Source organism: Nocardia halotolerans, from assembly GCF_042650145.1.
GTDB classification, from domain to species: Bacteria; Actinomycetota; Actinomycetes; order Mycobacteriales; family Mycobacteriaceae; genus Nocardia; species Nocardia halotolerans.
In genome coordinates, this window is sequence record NZ_JBHSDL010000030.1 from 42,742 (window position 1) to 59,931 (window position 17,190).

Sequence of the window (17,190 nt, forward strand, 5' to 3'; positions counted from 1 at the left end):
CCGTGCGGCTGCGCAGCGGTCGTACTCGACTACGCGCGACCGGCCGGATCGCGCCACCGACTCGCTCCGACCGTAGGGAAGGGACCATTCAGTGACGACCTCCATCGATCCGGCCGCGTGTCCGGCGGGAACAGTCCTGCCCGAGCTGGTGATCCACGCCGACCCGACGTTCGTGATCAGCACCGCCCTGGCCACCAGGGATTTCCAGGATGTGCACCACGACCGCGACAAGGCCGTACAGCGGGGATCCGACGACATCTTCGTCAACATCCTCACCGATACCGGCCTGGTACAGCGCTTCGTCACCGACTGGGCGGGCCCGCGCGCACTGGTGAAGTCCATCGCGTTGCGCCTGGGCGTACCGCTGTACGCCGGTGACACCCTGACCCTTTCGGGTTCGGTCACCGCGGTCGAGGGCACGCAGCTCACCATCGACGTGCGCGGCCGCGACAGCCTCGGCGAACACATCACGGCCACCGCGGTCATCACCATTCCGGATCTGGAGTCGAAATGAGCACGCCATCCAGCGGTTCCGCGCGCCCCGACGCGGCGCGCGAGCGCAACAGCCTGTCCGGTCGCGCCGCCATCGCCGGCATCGGCGCCACCGATTTCTCCAAGGACTCCGGCCGCAGCGAATTGCGGCTGGCCGCGGAGGCTGTCAGCGCCGCGCTGGCCGACGCGGGTCTCACGCCCGCTGACGTGGACGGGCTGACCACCTTCACCATGGACACCAACACCCAGGCCGCCGTGGCCAGGGCGGTCGGCATCCCGAGCCTGAAGTTCTTCAGTCACATCGGTTACGGCGGTGGCGCGGCGTGCGCCACGGTGCAGCAGGCGGCGATGGCGGTGGCCACCGGCGTCGCCGATGTGGTGGTCGCCTACCGCGCGTTCAACGAACGGTCCGGCGCCAGGTTCGGGCAGTTCTCACCGGCGCTGGCCGCCGCACCCACTTCTTCGGGCATCGACGCGGGCTGGGCCTATCCGCAGGGACTCGGCACCCCGGCCGCGCAGGTGGCGATGGTCGCGCGCCGGTACATGCACGTCACCGGCGCTACCAGTGCCGATTTCGGGGCCGTGGCGGTGGCCGACCGCAAACACGCCGCGGTGAATCCCCACGCGTTCTTCCACGGCAAGCCGATCACGCTGGAACAGCACCAGCAGTCACGCTGGATCGCCGAACCGCTGCACCTGCTCGACTGCTGCCAGGAGTCCGACGGTGGTGTCGCCATCGTGGTCACCAGTGCCGAACGCGCCCGCGACCTCCCGCAACGCCCGGCGATCATCGCGGCCGCGGCGCAGGGCAGCGGCGCCGACCAGTACGTGATGACCAGCTACTACCGCGACGCCATGACCGGTCTGCCCGAAATGGGGTTGGTCGGTGACCAGCTCTGGGCCCAGAGCGGCCTGCGCGCCGCCGACATGCAAGCCGCCGTGCTCTACGACCACTTCACCCCCTTCGTGCTCATGCAGCTCGAAGAACTCGGCTTCTGCGCCCGCGGCGAAGCCAAGGACTTCATCGCCGACGGTGCCATCGAACTCGGCGGGCGGCTGCCGCTCAACACCCACGGCGGGCAGCTCGGGGAGGCCTACATCCACGGCATGAACGGCATCGCCGAGGCGGTCCGCCAGATCCGTGGAACCTCGGTGAACCAGGTCACCGACCTCGAACGCATCGTCGTCACCGCCGGCACCGGCGTGCCGACCTCGGGACTGGTACTCACCGCCTGACGCAGTTTCTTCCCCGGACGCTTTCCCGATGCTCCATCGTTTCCTGCCGTCCCTATGGTCCCTCGCACCGCCCGTCGGTGACGGGCGACGATGAGGGAAGGGACGACGCTGTGCAGCGACGAGGATTTCTGAAAGCGGCTGTGGTCGGCGCCGGTTCGGTGGCATTGAGCTTCACCCTGGGGCACCGCGCACTGGCCTACCCGGCCAAGAGCGGCCCCAGCCCGTACGGCGACCTGCTGGCGGCCGACGGCAACGGCCTGATGCTGCCCCAGGGGTTCACCAGCCGGGTGATCGCCCGGACCGGGGAACTGGTGCCGGGTACCGGCCATGTGTGGCACGGCGCGCCCGACGGCGGCGCCTGCTTCGCCGACGGTTCCGGCTGGATCTATGTGTCCAACGCCGAACTGGGCAACGGCGCCGGTGGGGTGAGCGCGGTGAAGTTCGACGCGGCGGGCAACATCACCGGCGCCTACCCCATCCTGTCGGGCACCACCGACAACTGTGCCGGCGGCGCGTCGCCGTGGAACACCTGGATCTCCTGCGAAGAGTTCGACAAGGGCCTGTGCTGGGAGACCGACCCGTGGGGAGTGAAGCCCGCGGTGAGCCACGAGGCGATGGGCCAGTTCAACCACGAAGCGGCGGCTTTCGACACCGGACGCAACGTCGTCTACCTCACCGAGGACGAACCCGACGGTGGCTTCTACCGCTACACCCCCACCGTCTGGGGTGACCTGTCCGCGGGCCGGCTGCAGGTCCTCACCACCGACCTGACCTGGGCCGACGTGAAGCCCAAGGGGCAGAAGTGTCGCAAGCAGGTGAAGAACATGATGCGGTTCGACGGCGGCGAGGGCGCCTACTACCGCAACGACATCTGCTACTTCACCACCAAGGGCGACGACAAGGTGTGGGCCTACAACGCCGCGACCAACCAGCTCGCCACCGTCTACGACGACGACACCACGGGCAACGCCCCGCTCACCGGGGTCGACAACATCACCGGTGACCCGCACGTCGGTGACCTGTTCGTCGCCGAGGACGGCGGTGACATGGAGATCTGCGTGATCACCCCCGACGATGTCGTCGCTCCGTTCGTGCGCATCGTCGGCCAGGACGACTCCGAGATCGCGGGCGTGGCCTTCGATCCCGCGGGCACCCGGATGTACTTCTCCTCGCAGAACGGCACCACCGGCACCGACGACGGCGGCATCACCTACGAGGTGACCGGCCCGTTCCGCCGCTCGCTGTAACGCAGGTCGAACCGGTCGTCGACCGCATGGCGGCCCCGTCCACCCGGCTGCCTAGGCTCGGTCGGGTGCTGCCCCGCCATGTGGTCGACGTCCACCTCCTGCTGACCCGCGACGACCAGCTGCTGCTCAGCCTGCGCCGCAGCGGCGACGAGTTCGACCATCGGTGGCATCTGCCGTCGGGGAAGCTGGAGGTGGGTGAATCGGCCACGGCGGCCGCGGTCCGGGAAGCCGCGGAGGAGGTGGGCGTCGACATCGACCCCGCCGCGCTGCGGCTGGTCCACGTCGCCCATGTGACCGCCGCCGACCGCGGAGCCCGCCTCGGGTTGTTCTTTCGCGTCGATCGCTGGCAGGGCGAACCTGTCAATTGTGAACCTGACAAATGTTATGCGCTGCAATGGTTTGCACTTCATGAACTCCCCACCGACCTGATCGAATATTCGGCGCTCGGAATTTTCCCCGGCACCGCGTATTCCGAATTCGGTTGGCCCGATACGTAAACGGCGCCCAACCGGGCGCGTGAGAAGCCGCTCGGCGGCCCGACGGTGCGCTGGTGCCTCATTCCCACTCGCGCAGGAAGGTGCTCAGCGGCCGGGTGAGCTGGGCGACGCCGTCGGCCGTGCCCGCCGCGCACCCGGCCCGCAACCCGGCGAACCGATCGAACACCAGCCCTTCCAGCAGCGCGAGGAAGTCACCGGCCACCGTGCGCGGTTCGGCCGCGCCCAGTGCGGTGAACAGTTCGGTGGCGCGGTCGAGGGAGAAGAGGCTGCCGGCCAGGCGGGCGTGCAGGTCCGCGTCGGCGAGCACCTCGATGGTCAGCGCGTGCCGGGCGATCAGCTCGTTGCGGCGCTGGGCGAGCAGCTGATCCAGCCAGCAGGCGATGTCGTGGGCGAGGCGCGCCGGGTCGGGGGCGAACCCGGCGGCGGTGAAGTCGTCCCGCGAGCGGGTGGCTATCCGGTCGGCGACCGCTTCTACCAGTGCTTTTCTGGTGCGGAAGTAGTACGAGGCCGACCCTGGCGGTAGGTCGAGTGCGGTATCGACCGCGCGGTGGGTGAGTGCTCTGATGCCGCGTGTGGCGATGAGTTCGATCGCTCCCGTCACGATCTGCGCGCGCCGGTCTGTGGACATCGTCACCTTCTCTGCCGTCGGACACTTCCGCCCTCTACAACTGTAGAGGATCAGGAGGTTCGATCGGATGATTCTCGACCCAACCCAGCGCACGGCGGCCGACACGCTCGCGACCCTGCTCGACCGCCGGGGCCGTCCGCGCAAGCGGCACCGGGGCGTCTACCTGCACGGCAGGCCCGGACGTGGCAAGACGACGGTGGCCGACCGGTTCTTCGCCGACGTCGCGTCGTCGCGCAAGCGCCGCTTCCATTTCCACGCCTTCTTCGCCGCGTTGCACACCGCGACCCACGAGCTCGGCTCCATCGATCGGGCCGTCGCCGCCCTGCTCGGCGATGCCGATCTGGTGTACTTCGACGAGTTCCACGTCGACGACATCGGTGACGCCAGGCTCGTCACCCGCCTGCTCGACACCCTGTTCGCCCAGCACCGCACCCTGGTGGTCACCGCCAACCATCCGCCCGCCGACCTGCTGCCCAACCCGCTGTTCCACCATGCGTTCGTGCCGACGATCGAGCGCATCCTCGCCCACCTCGACGTCCTCGCCCTCGACGGGCCGCTCGACTACCGCACCCTGGGCGCGCGCCGCGACAGCGGCTTCCTGGCGGGCCGCTACGTGATCGGCGCGGGGGAGCCGAGCGCCGATCCGGGCACCGACCTGGATCTCGGCGCCGGCCGGACGGTCCGCGCGCGCACCGCCGGCACCGGTGCGGCGGCCTTCGACTTCGCGCAGCTGTGCGGTGCCCCGACCAGCGCCGCCGACTACCTGCGTCTGACCAGCCGTTTCGGTCACTGGACACTGCATGCGGTCCCGCCGTTGCGCGCGGTCGAACCCGACCCGGTCATGCGCCTGGTCAACCTCGTCGACATCCTCTACGACGCGGATCTGCCGTTCACCATCCACGCCCCGGAACCGGCGGACGAACTGACCGCCGGCGTCCCCGGGATACCCCATCTGGCCCGCACCGCGAGCCGGCTCGGGGAACTGCGCAGCGTGCGCGCGACATAGCCGGGCCGCGAGCACCGGAGGACAATAAAGGGGAGGCAATTGGAAAGTATCGATTTCCTCCCGAGTGAACCACTCCACGTGTAACTATGTGGCTGATTTGTGCAGGCTCTTGGGGTTTGGTGGTAAAGCAGTGATCGGGGTGAGTCAGCCCATTCCGCGGGCGATCGTCGTGATCGCACTGGTAGCCGCTGCGACGTTCGCGTTGCAGGGCACACTGCCTGGCGCCACGGGCGAATCCGCCGCAGGCGCACCGTCACCGTTGCTGGTCGCGGTGATGCCGGTATTGCTGCTGGTTTCCATCGTCATCCTGGTGGCCGGTGTGATCGCCAGCCAGCATCGCCTCCCGCTGGCCATGCCGCAACACGAACGCGAAGCCATGCCGCGCGTGCAGTGGCGCCGCCTGGCCCTGCTGCTGCCGATCGCCGTCGCCACGGTGGCCCTGGTCTTCGCCGCCGGGGTCACCGCCCTGTTCCTGCTGCCCGGTGCCCGGCCCATGCGCCCCGCCGCCGAGACCCAGCCCGAAGGCTCCGGTCCGGTCCCCACACCCACCGACGTCCCGGCCCCGGCGCCCACCGCCGGGCCCACCGAACTCACCGGGACGGCGCTGCTCATCGCGGGCGGGCTGGCCATCGCGCTGATCGCGGTCGCGATCGCCGGGCTGTGCGCGGTCGCGGTCGCCGCCCGCCGCGCACCGGCCGCCGCCGCGCCCGAGGCGCCCGCACCCTCACCCAGCGAGGTCGACTCGCTCACCAGGGCCGCCGAAATGGGCCTGGCCGCGATGAACGCGCCCGGCCAGGACCCGCGCACCGCGATCATCGCCTGTTACGTGGGGATGGAACGCGGCCTGTCCAGCGACAGCGCCGCCCGCCCGCAGGCCTCCGACACCCCGATGGAAGTGCTGGCCCGCGCCTTCGAAAGCGGTGCGCTGCACGACGCGTCGGCCCGCGAGCTGGTCGCGTTGTTCGAAGAAGCCCGGTTCAGCCCGCACTCGATGCTGGAATGGCAGCGCATGCGCGCCGAACAACTGCTGCGCATCGTGCTCACCGACCTCCAGCACCGGCTGGTACCGGCATGAATCCGGGCGAAGAGGTGAAATCCGGTCGCGGTCCGGTGATCGCGACCGCGGTCGTCGCCGTGCTGCTCATCGAGGTCGTCCTGGTGCGGCTGAACCGTGAACTGCTGTTGCTCGCGGTGGCGTTGCCGGTCGCGGTGGCGCTGGGAATGCTGGTCTGGTCACTGCGCCACCGCGTGGCCCGCGAGGAACCGCTGACCGAATACATCGACAACGGGCCGGCCGAAATGCTCGGACGCTGGCACGCGCGCGCCGACATGCTCATCGCGCGCGCCGACGGCACCCGTGCCGACTGGGACCGCCACCTGCGGCCCCTGCTGGCCAAGGAATTCGAATTGTCCACCGGTCTGCGGGTCGCCAAGAACCGCAGAGCCACCGAAGCCGCTGGTCAGCTGCTCTTCGGTACCGAACTGTGGCGCTGGGTGGACCCGGCGAATTCGTCGTTGCGCGACCAGACGGGTCGCGCGCCGGGAAAAGCGGCGCTGGACGAGATCCTGCGCCGATTGCAGACGATGTGAGGGGTTAGAGGCCACCGATGACAATGCCGTTGAACGTGACCGTCCAGCGCTCCGACGCCGTACTGCGGGAGCTGGGCCGAGTCGTGGTCGGCAAGCGCGATGAGATGCAACTGATCATGATCGCGGTGCTGTCCGGAGGACACGTCCTCATCGAGGACCTGCCCGGGCTGGGCAAAACGCTGATCGCGCGCTCGTTCGCGGCCGCGCTGGGCCTGGACTTCACCCGCGTGCAGTTCACACCGGACCTGCTGCCCGCCGACCTGCTCGGCTCGACGATCTACGACATGTCGTCGGGCCGTTTCAATTTCCGCCGCGGGCCGGTGTTCACCAATGTCCTGCTCGCCGACGAGATCAACCGCACCCCACCCAAGACCCAGGCCGCGCTGCTCGAGGCGATGGCCGAGGGCCAGGTGAGCATCGACGGTGAAACCTTCCTGCTCCCACAGCCGTTCGTGGTGCTGGCCACCGACAACCCGATCGAGTACGAGGGCACCTACCCGCTGCCCGAAGCCCAGCTCGACCGCTTCGCCATCCAGCTGCGCCTGGGTTACCTCTCCGAGCAGGACGAGACCCAGATGATCCGGCGCCGCCTCGAACGCGGCTCCGTGCCACCGCAGGTGGGCCAGGTGGTCGACGCGCACGGGCTGATGGAGATGCGGCAGTCGGTCGAGTTCGTCACCGTGCACCCCGACGTCGTGAACTATGTGGTGGCGCTGGCCTCGGCGACGCGCAGCCACCCGCAGGTGGAGGTCGGTGCCAGTCCGCGCGCCGAACTCGATCTGGTGCAGATGTCGCGGGCCAGGGCGCTGCTGCTGGGCCGCGACTATGTGATCCCCGAAGACGTGAAGGCCCTCGCCGTGCCCGCCATGTCCCACCGCATCACCTTGCGCCCGGAGATGTGGGTGCGCCGCATCCGCGGTGAAGACGTGATCACCGAACTGCTACGCCGGCTACCGGTGCCCCGCGCCACGAGCACATGAAGCACCGCGACGAATCCAGAACGGTCGAGGTCGACCTGCGCTGGCGGCCCGCGCCGCTGGTGTTCATCCTCGCCGGGTGCGCCGCCGTCGCCCTGGTCGTCGCGGTGTTGCGTGGACAGTGGCAGCTGGTGGTCTTCGCCGCACCGATGCTGGGTGTGCTGGTCACCGCGCCCTGGCAGCAGGCGCCCACCCGCATCCAGGTCGACGGCAGCGGTACTGTGCGCTGCTTCGAGACCGAGGCGGTCAGCTGCAACGCGGTGGCTTTCGTCGAGAGCGGGCACGCTCTGCTGCGGATGCGGGCACTGCCGCTGGCGGGCCTCGGACTCGAGGTCGAAGAGGCCCACGACTCCGGTGGCGCGCCCGCGGGCATGCGGTTGGCGCTCACCGCCGACCGGTGGGGTCGCTACCCCGTGCAGGTGCGGGTGACGGCGCTGAGTCCGGCCGGGCTCGCGGTGGCCACCGCCGAACTGCCCGCGGCCAAGCTGTACGTGTACCCGATCGCCGACCCACAGCGGATGCGGATGCCGCGCACCGAACTTCCCGACCGGATCGGTACCCACCTCACCCGCAAGCACGGCCCCGGCGTGGAATACGCCGACATCCGCGCCTATGCGCCGGGCGATCAGCTGCGCACGGTGAACTGGCCGGTGAGCGCGCGCCGCGGCCGGCTCTACGTCACTGAACGGTTCACCAATCGGTCCGCCGACGTGGTGGTGCTGGTCGATACTTCGCAGCAGGCGCCCGGCCCGGCCACCGCCTCGCTGGAGCTGTCGGTGCGCGGTGCGGCGCAGGTGGTGCAGTCGACCTTGCAGGCCGGTGACCGCACCGCCGTGGTCTGTCTGGGGGAGTCGCCGCGCTGGTTGCGCCCCGATATCGGGCGCAGGCAGTTCTACCGGATCGTCGACACCGTGCTCGGGGTCGGCGACGAACACGTCGACCACACCGGCACTCTCGCCCCGCACGCCGCCGTCCCGATCGGTGCGATCATCGTCGCGTTCTCCACCCTGCTCGACACCCAGTTCGCGCTCGCCCTGATCGACTTGCGCAAACGCGGCCACGTGGTGGTCGCGGTCGACGTCCTGCGCGGTACGCCGTTCGAGGAGGGCCTGGATCCGACGATGGCCAAGATGTGGCAGCTCGAGCGGGCCTCGATGTATCGCGACATGGGTACGGTCGGCGTCGACATCATCGCCTGGCCCGAGGACACCCGCCTCGATCAGGCCATGCGCCTGCTGCCCGAACACCGCCGAACGGTGAGGGTACGCCGATGACCAGATTCCTCGCGCTGCTCGCCGGCCTGCTGCTCGTCACCGCCGTCGCCCTGATCAACCCGATCCTCGGCGTGCCCGCCCTGGGCTTCGTCGTCGGGAGCTGGTGGTGGCGCCCGGCCTCGGTCGGCGCGGTCCTGATCACCATCGCCGCGCTGGCCTTCGCCGACACCGGCGTGATCGCCGCCGCCGCAACCGGCCTGGTAGCCACCACCTACCTACTCAACGCCGCCGTCCTACACGCCCCCGAAGGCGTCGTCCCCACCACCATCCCCTCCGTAGGCGGCGCACTCCTGTTCACCATCGCCGCCACCACCGCAGCCCTCATCCCCGCAGAACTGGCCTGGGCCCCCCTGGCCGCCCCCTTCCTCATAGTCGCCACCTACGCCCTCCTACTCCCCGCCCTGACCCCCCACACCCGCTCCACCCGGGCCCCCGCCGACGTAGGCGTCGAATAGAACAAGATCACCAGGCTCTGGTGGTTCTCGGCTCTCGGCCGATGCCACCACCAGAGCCTGGTGACCATTTGTCCAGTCAGTTGATGTGGAGGGTGACGTCGGCGAGGACGGGGGCGTCGGCGCGTTCGATGGCGGTGGCGGTGGCGGTCAGGGTGCCGCCTTCGCGCCAGGCTTTGATGCGCAGGGTTTCGCCGGGGTACAGGACGCCGGCGAATTTGGCTCGGAAGGCGCCTACTCGGGTGGCGTCGCCGTCGAGGAACGCGTCGGTGAGGGTTTTGCAGACGATGCCGTAGGTGCACAGGCCGTGCAGGATCGGTGCGGGAAAGCCTGCGGCCTCGGCGAATGCGGGGTCGGAGTGCAGCGGGTTGCGGTCGCCGCACAGGCGGTAGAGCAGGGCCTGCTGCGGCAGGGTCGCGGTGATGAGCTCCGCGTCGGGGGACCGGTCGGGGAGCGCGGCCTTGGTGCTCGGACCGCGCTCGCCGCCGAAGCCGCCCTCGTCCTTGGCGAAGATCGAGGACCGCACCGTCCACAACGGCTCGCCGTCGGACCCGGTGACGGTGTGCTCCTGCACGATCACCGCATTCGCGCCCTTGTCCCAGATCTCGGCGATCCGGCCGGTCGACACCGCCTTGCCGGCCGCCGGGATCGGCCGGTGCACCACCACCTCCTGCGTCCCGTGCACCACCTTCGCCAGGTCGATCTCGATGCCGGGGAAGCTCACCTTCGGCGGGCGGGTTTCCCCCAGCGTCGGCGCCACCGTCGCGAAACTCGGCAACACCTGCGGGGTGTCGTCGTCGAGGTAGGTCAGTTCGGCCGGATCGGTCGGACGCGCGCCCGCGCCGAGGCCGAGGTGGTAGAGCTGCACGTCGGTGGGCGTCCAGCTGAACTCGCGCGCGGGCAATTCCGCGCCGAGTGCGGTCTGAAGGTCGATGGGCATGTCTAACTCCTGCGAAGTACTCGGAAGGTGTGGGCGATACGGGGCATCATGCGGTGGGCGCCTTCTTCTTCGCGGCGATGTCGAGCACCGCGAGGTAGGCGAAGGTGATGGCGGGGCCGATGGTGGCGCCGGGGCCCGCGTAGGTGTGGCCCATCACCGGGGAACTGCTGTTGCCCGCGGCGTAGAGACCATCGATCACCGAATCATCCTCGCGCAGTACCCGTCCGGCGGTGTCGGTGACCAGGCCGCCCTTGGTGCCCAGGTCGCCGGGCACGATCTTGGCCGCGTAGAACGGGCCCTGGGAGATCTCGGCCAGGCAGGGGTTGGGTTTCACGGTGGGATCGCCGTAGTAGCGGTCGTAGTGGCTGTTGCCGCGGCCGAAGTCCTCGTCCTTGCCCGCGGCCGCGAAACCGTTGAAGCGTTCCACCGTGGTGCCGAGTTTGTCGGCGGGCACGCCGATGCGGGCGGCCAGCTCTTCGACGGTGTCGGCCTTGACGATGTTGTCGTTCTCCAGCCAGCGCGACGGGAACCGTTGTCCCGGTTGCAGGCCGGCGAAGATGTAGCGATTGCGGTAGCGCTGGTCGAACACCAGCCAGGCCGGCACGTTCTCGCCCGGGCCCGCGCCCTGACCGTACTCACCGCCGTACATGGTGTGCACCGCCTCGACATAGGGTGCCGACTCGTTGCCGAACCGCTCGCCGCGATCGTTGACCATGATGGTGCCGGGCAGATTGCGTTCGGCCAGCGCGAACCAGGGCTTGCCGCCCTTGAAGATCGTCGGACCCCACCAGGCGTCCTCCATGAACCCGACCGTCGCGCCCGCTGCCATACCCGCGACGATGCCATCACCGGTGTTGGCCGCGGCCCCCGTGGTCCACTCAGTGGTTATCGGCTGACGCTGATACTTCGCGCGCATATCGGCGTTGTGCTCGAATCCGCCGCTGCCCAGCACCACGCCGTAGCGGGCGGTGAAGGTCACCGGTTCGCCGTCGGCCACGGCCTTGACTCCGGTGATCCGCCCGTCGGTGAGGACCAGTTCGGTGAGCGGGGTGTCGAGCAGCACCGGCACCCCGGCATCGAGCAGGCCCTTGCGTAGCGCGGCGATGATCGCCTGACCCATCCCGAGCAGGTGCTTGCCGGTGAACTTGGCCCAGTAGGTGCGCGCCCCGACCCGCATGGCGCGCATGATCCCCTTGGGGTGGCGGCGGATCAGGTTGAGCCGCACGAAGTCCGCCTGGGTCACCACCACGTTCAGCGGGGCCTTGGCGTACGCCGGTTCCAGGTGGGCCAGCTCGGCACCGAGCACCTTGGCGTTGAACGGCTTCGGTTCGCAGGAACGTCCGGACGCGCGACCGCCCGGCGCCTCGGGGTAGTAGTCGGAGTAGCCGGGTACCCAGTTCATCTTCAGCGGGCTGTGCTCGAGGACGAAGTCGAACGCCTCGGCGCCGCGATCGAGGTAGGTGTCGATCTTCTCGGCGGGCACCACATCGCCGATGATGCTGTGCAGGTAGGTGCGCGCGTCCTCACGATCGTCCGGGCGACCCGACGCGAGCAGCGCCTTGTTCCCCGGAATCCAGACGCCACCGCCGGACCGGGCCGTCGACCCGCCGTAGTGGGCGGCCTTCTCCAGCACCACCACGCTCAGCCCGTGGTGCGCCGCGGTGAGGGCGGCGGTCATTCCGGCGGCGCCGCTACCGACGACCACCACATCGTATTCCCGATCACTCATGTAGAACACGTTATAGAATCAGGGCGCGGTTGCGCTATGTTGTCTGGAAGAAGAGCAGATATTCAGCTCCGAAACCGGTTACAGTTTGGCTGTCCAGCCGAGCAGATTTCCCAGGAGGTACCCGTGCTGTCCGACGCGCAGCGGAGTGAGATCGCCGACGAACTGGCGCGCGCCGAACACGACCGGAGGGCTGTGTCGCCGCTGGTCGACCGGTACCCCGGGATCGACGTGGTCGACGCCTACGAGATCCAGTTGCTCAACATCCAGCGCAGGCTGCGTGACGGCGCCCAGGTGGTCGGGCACAAAGTCGGGCTGTCGTCGAAGGCGATGCAGCAGATGATGGGCGTCGACGAACCCGACTACGGGCACTTGCTCGCCGAGATGGAAGTGTTCGAAGACGTCCCCGTCGACACCTCCCGGTATTTGCTGCCCCGCGTCGAGGTCGAGGTCGGGTTCGTCCTGGGCAAGGACCTGCCCGGCCAGGACTGCACCGAAGCCGACGTGCTGGCCGCGACCGTCGCCTACGCCCCCGCGATCGAGCTGATCGATTCACGGATCACCGATTGGCAGATCGGGTTGGCCGACACCATTTCCGACAACGCCTCCTCGGCCGGATTCGTCCTCGGCAAACAACGCGTCGCCCCCGCCGATATCGACATCACCGCCATCGACGCGGTCCTGACCCGCAACGGTGAGATCGTCGCCGAAGGCCGCAGCGACGCGGTCCTCGGTGACCCGGTGATCGCGGTGGCCTGGCTGGCGCGCAAGGTCGCGACCTTCGGTGTGCGGCTCAAAGCCGGTGACATCGTGCTGCCCGGCTCCTGCACCCGCGCCATCGACGCCCGCCCCGGCGACGACTTCCACGCCGAATTCACCGGACTCGGTTCGGTCCGTTTGCGTTTCAGCTGACCTTCCCTAGGAGTATTCCGTGACCAGTAAAGTCACCGCCGCGATCGTGGGGTCCGGCAATATCAGCACCGATCTGCTGTACAAGCTGTTGCGTTCGGACAAGATCGAGCCGCGCTGGATGATCGGCATCGACCCCGACTCCGAGGGGTTGAAGCGCGCAAGTGGGCTCGGTCTGGAAACCTCCGCCGAGGGCGCGGACTGGTTGCTCGCCCTGGACGACAAACCGGACCTGGTCTTCGAGGCCACCTCCGCTTACGTGCACCGCGCGTACGCGCCGAAGTACGAGGCCGCAGGCATCCGCGCCGTGGACCTCACTCCGGCCGCTGTCGGCCCGGCCGTGATCCCGCCGGTGAACCTGGACTCGTTGCGGGACGCGCCGAACGTCAACATGATCACCTGTGGTGGGCAGGCGACCATTCCCATGGTCGCGGCCGTTTCCCGGGTGGTTCCCGTGGCCTATGCCGAGATCGTGGCGTCGGTGGCCTCGGTGTCGGCCGGACCCGGCACCCGCGCCAACATCGACGAGTTCACCAAGACCACCAGCCGCGGCGTGGAAACGATCGGTGGTGCCCAGCGCGGCAAGGCCATCATCATCATGAACCCGGCCGAGCCGCCGATGATCATGCGCGACACCATCTTCTGCTCGATCCCGGAAGACGCCGACCGCGACGCCATCGCCGACAGCATCCTGCGGATGGAGAAGTCCATCCAGGAATACGTGCCCGGCTACCGGTTGCTCAATGAACCCCAGTTCGACGACCCGTCGGTGGTGTCCGGCGGCATGGCGAAGGTGTCGATCTTCGTCGAGGTCGAGGGTGCGGGCGACTTCCTGCCTCCGTACGCGGGCAATCTCGACATCATGACCGCCGCCGCGACCCGCGTCGGTGACGTGCTGGCCGATCAGATCATCTCGGCTCGGGTGTAAGGAGTTTCCGCAATGAGCACAATCCTGAAGCCCTTCTCGGGCGAACTGGACGTCCGCGTCACCGACACTTCGCTGCGTGACGGGTCGCACCACAAACGTCACCAGTTCACGGTGGATGAGGTACGCAAGATCGTTGCCGCCCTGGATGGTTCGGGTGTCCCGGTCATCGAGGTCACCCACGGTGACGGGCTCGGCGGGTCGTCGTTCAACTACGGGTTCTCCAAGACCCCCGAACAAGAACTCATCAAAGCCGCGGCCGAAACCGCCAAGCAGGCCAAGATCGCTTTCCTCATGCTGCCCGGTGTCGGCGTCAAGGAAGACATCAAGATCTCCCAGGACAACGGCGCGTCGATCTGCCGCATCGCGACGCACTGCACCGAAGCCGATGTCTCCATCCAGCATTTCGGTCTCGCCCGCGAACTCGGCCTCGAAACCGTCGGATTCCTGATGATGGCCCACTCCACCACCCCGGAGAAGCTGGCGAAACAGGCGCGCATCATGGCCGACGCGGGCTGCCAGTGCGTGTATGTCGTCGACTCCGCCGGTGCCCTTGTCCTCGAGCAGGTTTCCGATCGCGTCGCGGCTCTGGTCGCCGAGCTCGGTGACGACGCCCAGGTGGGTTTCCACGGACACGAGAACCTCGGCCTCGCCGTCGCCAACTCCGTCTACGCCGTGCGCGCCGGAGCCACCCAGATCGACGGCTCCGCCCGCCGCTTCGGCGCGGGTGCGGGCAACCTCCCCGTCGAAGCGTTCATCGGGGTCTGCGACAAACTCGGCATCAAGACCGGCGTCGACTTCTTCGCCGTGACCGACGCCGCCGAAGACGTCGTCCGCCCCGCTATGCCCACCGAATGCCTCCTGGACCGCCAAGCCCTCATGATGGGCTACGCGGGCGTCTACTCCAGCTTCCTCCGCCACGCCGAACGTCAAGCCGAGCGCTACAACGTCTCCGCCGCCGAAATGCTCGTCCGCGCGGGCAAGCGCAAACTCGTCGGCGGCCAGGAAGACCAACTCATCGACATCGCCCTCGAACTCCAACGCGAATCCCCCCCGGCCTGACTATCCCGACCCGAAACGGCGCGCCCTCCCGGTCGCGCCGTTCCGCCGTCTACCCCGGAAACGCGTCACCACCTGGACATGTGATCACCACGCTCTGGTGGCGGCATCGGCCGAGAAGGCAACGCCACCAGAGCGTGGTGATCACATGTCCAGGACGTGGGCGCGCGAGTTGTCGGTGGGGTGGGGGAATATGTGGCGTATGGGGGCTGTCGAGGGGGCGTTTGTTGGGTCGTGGGCTGTTGCGGCTGGGGTGGTTACGCGGTGGGAGTTGCGGCACGACTTCGATCGGATCGCGCCGGATGTCTATGTGGCGCGGGGATGTCGACTGGATGCGGTCGGGCGGGCCGAGGCGGCGGTGCACTGGAGTAAAGGGGCGGGGGTGATCGTGGGGCTTTCGGCTGCGGCCATGCACGGGAGTCGGTGGCTCGACGCGGAGTTGCCCGCCGAGATCGCGATCCCGACGTATCGCAGGCCGCCGGCTTGGATCAGTACCCGGCAGGCACGCATCTCCCGCGACGAGTGCTGCGATATCGACGGATACCTCGTCACATCTCCCGCGCGCACCGCCTTCGATCTCGCGCGCCGCCTGCCGAGGAAAGATGCGGTTCCAGTCCTCGATGCGCTGTGTCGGGCGACGAATCTCGCGCCGTCAGAAGTGCTTTCCTTCGCCGCTGCCCACGCCGGGGAGCGTGGGTGTGCTCAGGTCCGATCGGTGTTGCCGCTGGTCGACCCGGGCGCCGAGTCGCCGCCGGAATCACAGACGCGGATGTTGATCGTCGAGAATGGTCTTCCGGCGCCGACCACCCAGATCGTCGTGCGGAACGCCGATGGCGCCTTCCTCGCCCGCCTCGACATGGGGTGGAAGAAATGGTGTGTGGCCGTCGAATACGACGGAGCCCATCATTGGACCGACCCCGCTCAGCGTGCAAAGGATATCGACCGCGCCGCTGTTCTTGCCGAACACGGCTGGCAGGTGATCCGAACAGGCGCCAATCTCCTCTACACACGCCCCCACATACTCCTCGACCGAATCGAATCCGCCCTCTCAGCACGAGGCGCTTTCCTGAACATCTGATCACCACGCTCTGGTGGCGGCATCGGCCGAGAGGTCGCCGCCACCAGAGCGTGGTGATCTTGGTTCAGGGGCGGAAACTCACTGGACATGGGGGATATAAGTGGGGGATGAGGGAAAACGGGTGGTCGTTGTTTTGTGGTGGGGATTTGGCGGCACGGATCGAGGGGGCGGAGACCGCGGCGATCGTGGGGGCCGCCCGGGTCGGGATCGGGCGGGGAGTCGAGGGGTTCGTCCGGGAGGTCGGGGGCGGTGCGGCCTGTTTTGCGGGGATGGGATCACCGTTGAACAAGGTGGTGGGGGTCGGGTTCGGTGGGGTGCCTTCGGCGGGGGAGTGGGAGGCGATCGAGGCGTCTTATGCGCGGGTGGGGTGTCCTGTGCAGGTGGAGTTGGCGCAGTTGGCCGAGCCGGCGATCGGGGAGGAGCTGACGGGGCGGGGGTATCGGTTGATGTCGTTCGAGAATGTGCTCGGGATGCGGTTGGACGGCAACGGGTTCGCCGTACCGGACGGCGTGGAGGTTCGGCTCGATGACGGGGAAGATCTCGGGGGATGGCTTGATGTGTTGGTCGACGGGTTCGCTCATCCCGACGAAGGTCCGAACCACGAGGAATTCCCGCGCGAGGCGGTTGCCTCGGTGATGCGGGATATGGCTTCGTCCAACGAGACCCGTCGCTACCTCGCTTACCGTGATGGTGTCGCAGCCGGTGGCGCGAGCCTGCGCACCGCTGACGGGATCGCGGCTCTCGCAGGCGCGGCCACTCTTCCGTCGCATCGACGACGAGGCGTCCAAACCGCCCTGCTCACCACACGTCTCGATGACGCGACACAAGCCGGTTGCGACCTGGCGACAGTCACCACCGCGCCCGGATCCAAGTCGCAGCAGAACGCGCAAGGTCGAGGATTCTCCCTCCTCTACACCCGCGCCGTTCTGGTGAAAGAGCTCTGAATACCGCTGACGTCCTGTCCCGCGTGATTCGGCAAGCGCGGCAGCCAGCTCCACAGGCGTCTCGGCGGTGCTCTGCCGTTCGTAGGCCCCTGCCCAGCGCCCGTCGGCAACGGCTTCCTCGATTGCCGCGTAACCGGCAGCCCGCATTCGTCCTGCCGTGATCAACGCCTCGGCCTTGGCGACATTGACCTGCGACCACGGGCTGTGGGC

At 68.4% G+C, this 17,190-nt stretch carries 18 protein-coding genes; 15 read left to right on the forward strand and 3 right to left on the reverse strand.

Annotated features, from left to right (window positions below; all coding sequences use genetic code 11):
- Positions 1–91 precede the first annotated feature (91 nt).
- From ACFO5K_RS23540 to ACFO5K_RS23555, 4 genes are all read left to right on the forward strand, one after another.
- Positions 92–514 carry a MaoC family dehydratase gene (locus ACFO5K_RS23540; RefSeq protein ID WP_378567080.1) on the forward strand — a complete coding sequence of 141 codons (423 nt, stop codon included), beginning with the start codon at positions 92–94 and terminating at the stop codon, positions 512–514.
- Positions 511–1,728: a lipid-transfer protein gene (locus ACFO5K_RS23545; RefSeq protein WP_378567083.1), complete on the forward strand. Its 1,218-nt coding sequence runs from the start codon at positions 511–513 to the stop codon at positions 1,726–1,728. The genes ACFO5K_RS23540 and ACFO5K_RS23545 overlap by 4 nt, the downstream gene beginning before the upstream one ends.
- Positions 1,729–1,838: 110 nt before the next feature.
- On the forward strand, positions 1,839–2,975 hold the full coding sequence (locus ACFO5K_RS23550; RefSeq protein WP_378567086.1) for an alkaline phosphatase PhoX: 1,137 nt from the start codon (positions 1,839–1,841) through the stop codon (positions 2,973–2,975).
- A gap of 65 nt (positions 2,976–3,040) precedes the next feature.
- On the forward strand, positions 3,041–3,472 hold the full coding sequence (locus ACFO5K_RS23555; protein WP_378567089.1) for an NUDIX domain-containing protein: 432 nt from the start codon (positions 3,041–3,043) through the stop codon (positions 3,470–3,472).
- A 58-nt stretch (positions 3,473–3,530) separates the two neighbouring features.
- Here ACFO5K_RS23555 and ACFO5K_RS23560 read toward each other — a convergent pair whose 3' ends face one another.
- On the reverse strand, positions 3,531–4,100 hold the full coding sequence (locus ACFO5K_RS23560; RefSeq protein ID WP_378567092.1) for a TetR/AcrR family transcriptional regulator: 570 nt from the start codon (positions 4,098–4,100) through the stop codon (positions 3,531–3,533).
- A gap of 67 nt (positions 4,101–4,167) precedes the next feature.
- Here ACFO5K_RS23560 and zapE point away from each other — a divergent pair, with 67 nt between their 5' ends.
- From zapE to ACFO5K_RS23590, 6 genes are all read left to right on the forward strand, one after another.
- Entirely contained in the window at positions 4,168–5,106 is a 939-nt protein-coding gene (gene zapE / locus ACFO5K_RS23565; protein WP_378567095.1) for a cell division protein ZapE, read from the forward strand.
- 139 nt (positions 5,107–5,245) lie between these two features.
- Positions 5,246–6,181 carry a DUF4129 domain-containing protein gene (locus ACFO5K_RS23570; RefSeq protein ID WP_378567098.1) on the forward strand — a complete coding sequence of 312 codons (936 nt, stop codon included), beginning with the start codon at positions 5,246–5,248 and terminating at the stop codon, positions 6,179–6,181.
- Complete coding sequence (locus ACFO5K_RS23575; RefSeq protein ID WP_378567101.1) at positions 6,178–6,696, forward strand: hypothetical protein; 519 nt, start codon at positions 6,178–6,180, stop codon at positions 6,694–6,696. The genes ACFO5K_RS23570 and ACFO5K_RS23575 overlap by 4 nt, the downstream gene beginning before the upstream one ends.
- Positions 6,697–6,713: 17 nt before the next feature.
- Positions 6,714–7,676, forward strand: a complete 963-nt coding sequence (locus ACFO5K_RS23580) for an AAA family ATPase (protein WP_378567104.1) — start codon at positions 6,714–6,716, stop codon at positions 7,674–7,676.
- On the forward strand, positions 7,673–8,947 hold the full coding sequence (locus ACFO5K_RS23585) for a DUF58 domain-containing protein (RefSeq protein WP_378567107.1): 1,275 nt from the start codon (positions 7,673–7,675) through the stop codon (positions 8,945–8,947). The genes ACFO5K_RS23580 and ACFO5K_RS23585 overlap by 4 nt, the downstream gene beginning before the upstream one ends.
- Positions 8,944–9,402 carry a hypothetical protein gene (locus ACFO5K_RS23590; RefSeq protein ID WP_378567110.1) on the forward strand — a complete coding sequence of 153 codons (459 nt, stop codon included), beginning with the start codon at positions 8,944–8,946 and terminating at the stop codon, positions 9,400–9,402. Before ACFO5K_RS23585 ends, ACFO5K_RS23590 begins: the two co-directional genes overlap by 4 nt.
- Positions 9,403–9,478: 76 nt before the next feature.
- Here the strand turns inward: ACFO5K_RS23590 and ACFO5K_RS23595 are convergent, their stop codons facing one another.
- A complete protein-coding gene (locus ACFO5K_RS23595; RefSeq protein ID WP_378567113.1) occupies positions 9,479–10,339 on the reverse strand; it encodes a MaoC/PaaZ C-terminal domain-containing protein in 861 nt (286 codons plus the stop codon).
- Between the two features lie 46 nt (positions 10,340–10,385).
- A complete protein-coding gene (gene kstD / locus ACFO5K_RS23600; protein WP_378567116.1) occupies positions 10,386–12,068 on the reverse strand; it encodes a 3-oxosteroid 1-dehydrogenase in 1,683 nt (560 codons plus the stop codon).
- A 123-nt stretch (positions 12,069–12,191) separates the two neighbouring features.
- Between kstD and ACFO5K_RS23605 the strand changes: the two genes are divergently transcribed.
- The 5 genes from ACFO5K_RS23605 (at position 12,192) to ACFO5K_RS23625 (ending at position 16,980) form a co-directional block, all read left to right on the forward strand.
- The gene (locus ACFO5K_RS23605; protein ID WP_378567119.1) at positions 12,192–12,977 is read left to right on the forward strand and encodes a 2-keto-4-pentenoate hydratase; all 786 of its coding nucleotides are present in this window, start codon (positions 12,192–12,194) and stop codon (positions 12,975–12,977) included.
- A gap of 19 nt (positions 12,978–12,996) precedes the next feature.
- Complete coding sequence (locus ACFO5K_RS23610; RefSeq protein ID WP_378567122.1) at positions 12,997–13,902, forward strand: acetaldehyde dehydrogenase (acetylating); 906 nt, start codon at positions 12,997–12,999, stop codon at positions 13,900–13,902.
- Between the two features lie 12 nt (positions 13,903–13,914).
- A complete protein-coding gene (gene dmpG, locus ACFO5K_RS23615) occupies positions 13,915–14,961 on the forward strand; it encodes a 4-hydroxy-2-oxovalerate aldolase (RefSeq protein WP_378567125.1) in 1,047 nt (348 codons plus the stop codon).
- A 268-nt stretch (positions 14,962–15,229) separates the two neighbouring features.
- Positions 15,230–16,036: a DUF559 domain-containing protein gene (locus ACFO5K_RS23620; RefSeq protein ID WP_378567128.1), complete on the forward strand. Its 807-nt coding sequence runs from the start codon at positions 15,230–15,232 to the stop codon at positions 16,034–16,036.
- A 107-nt stretch (positions 16,037–16,143) separates the two neighbouring features.
- Positions 16,144–16,980: a GNAT family N-acetyltransferase gene (locus tag ACFO5K_RS23625; protein ID WP_378568291.1), complete on the forward strand. Its 837-nt coding sequence runs from the start codon at positions 16,144–16,146 to the stop codon at positions 16,978–16,980.
- Positions 16,981–17,190: the final 210 nt, after the last annotated feature.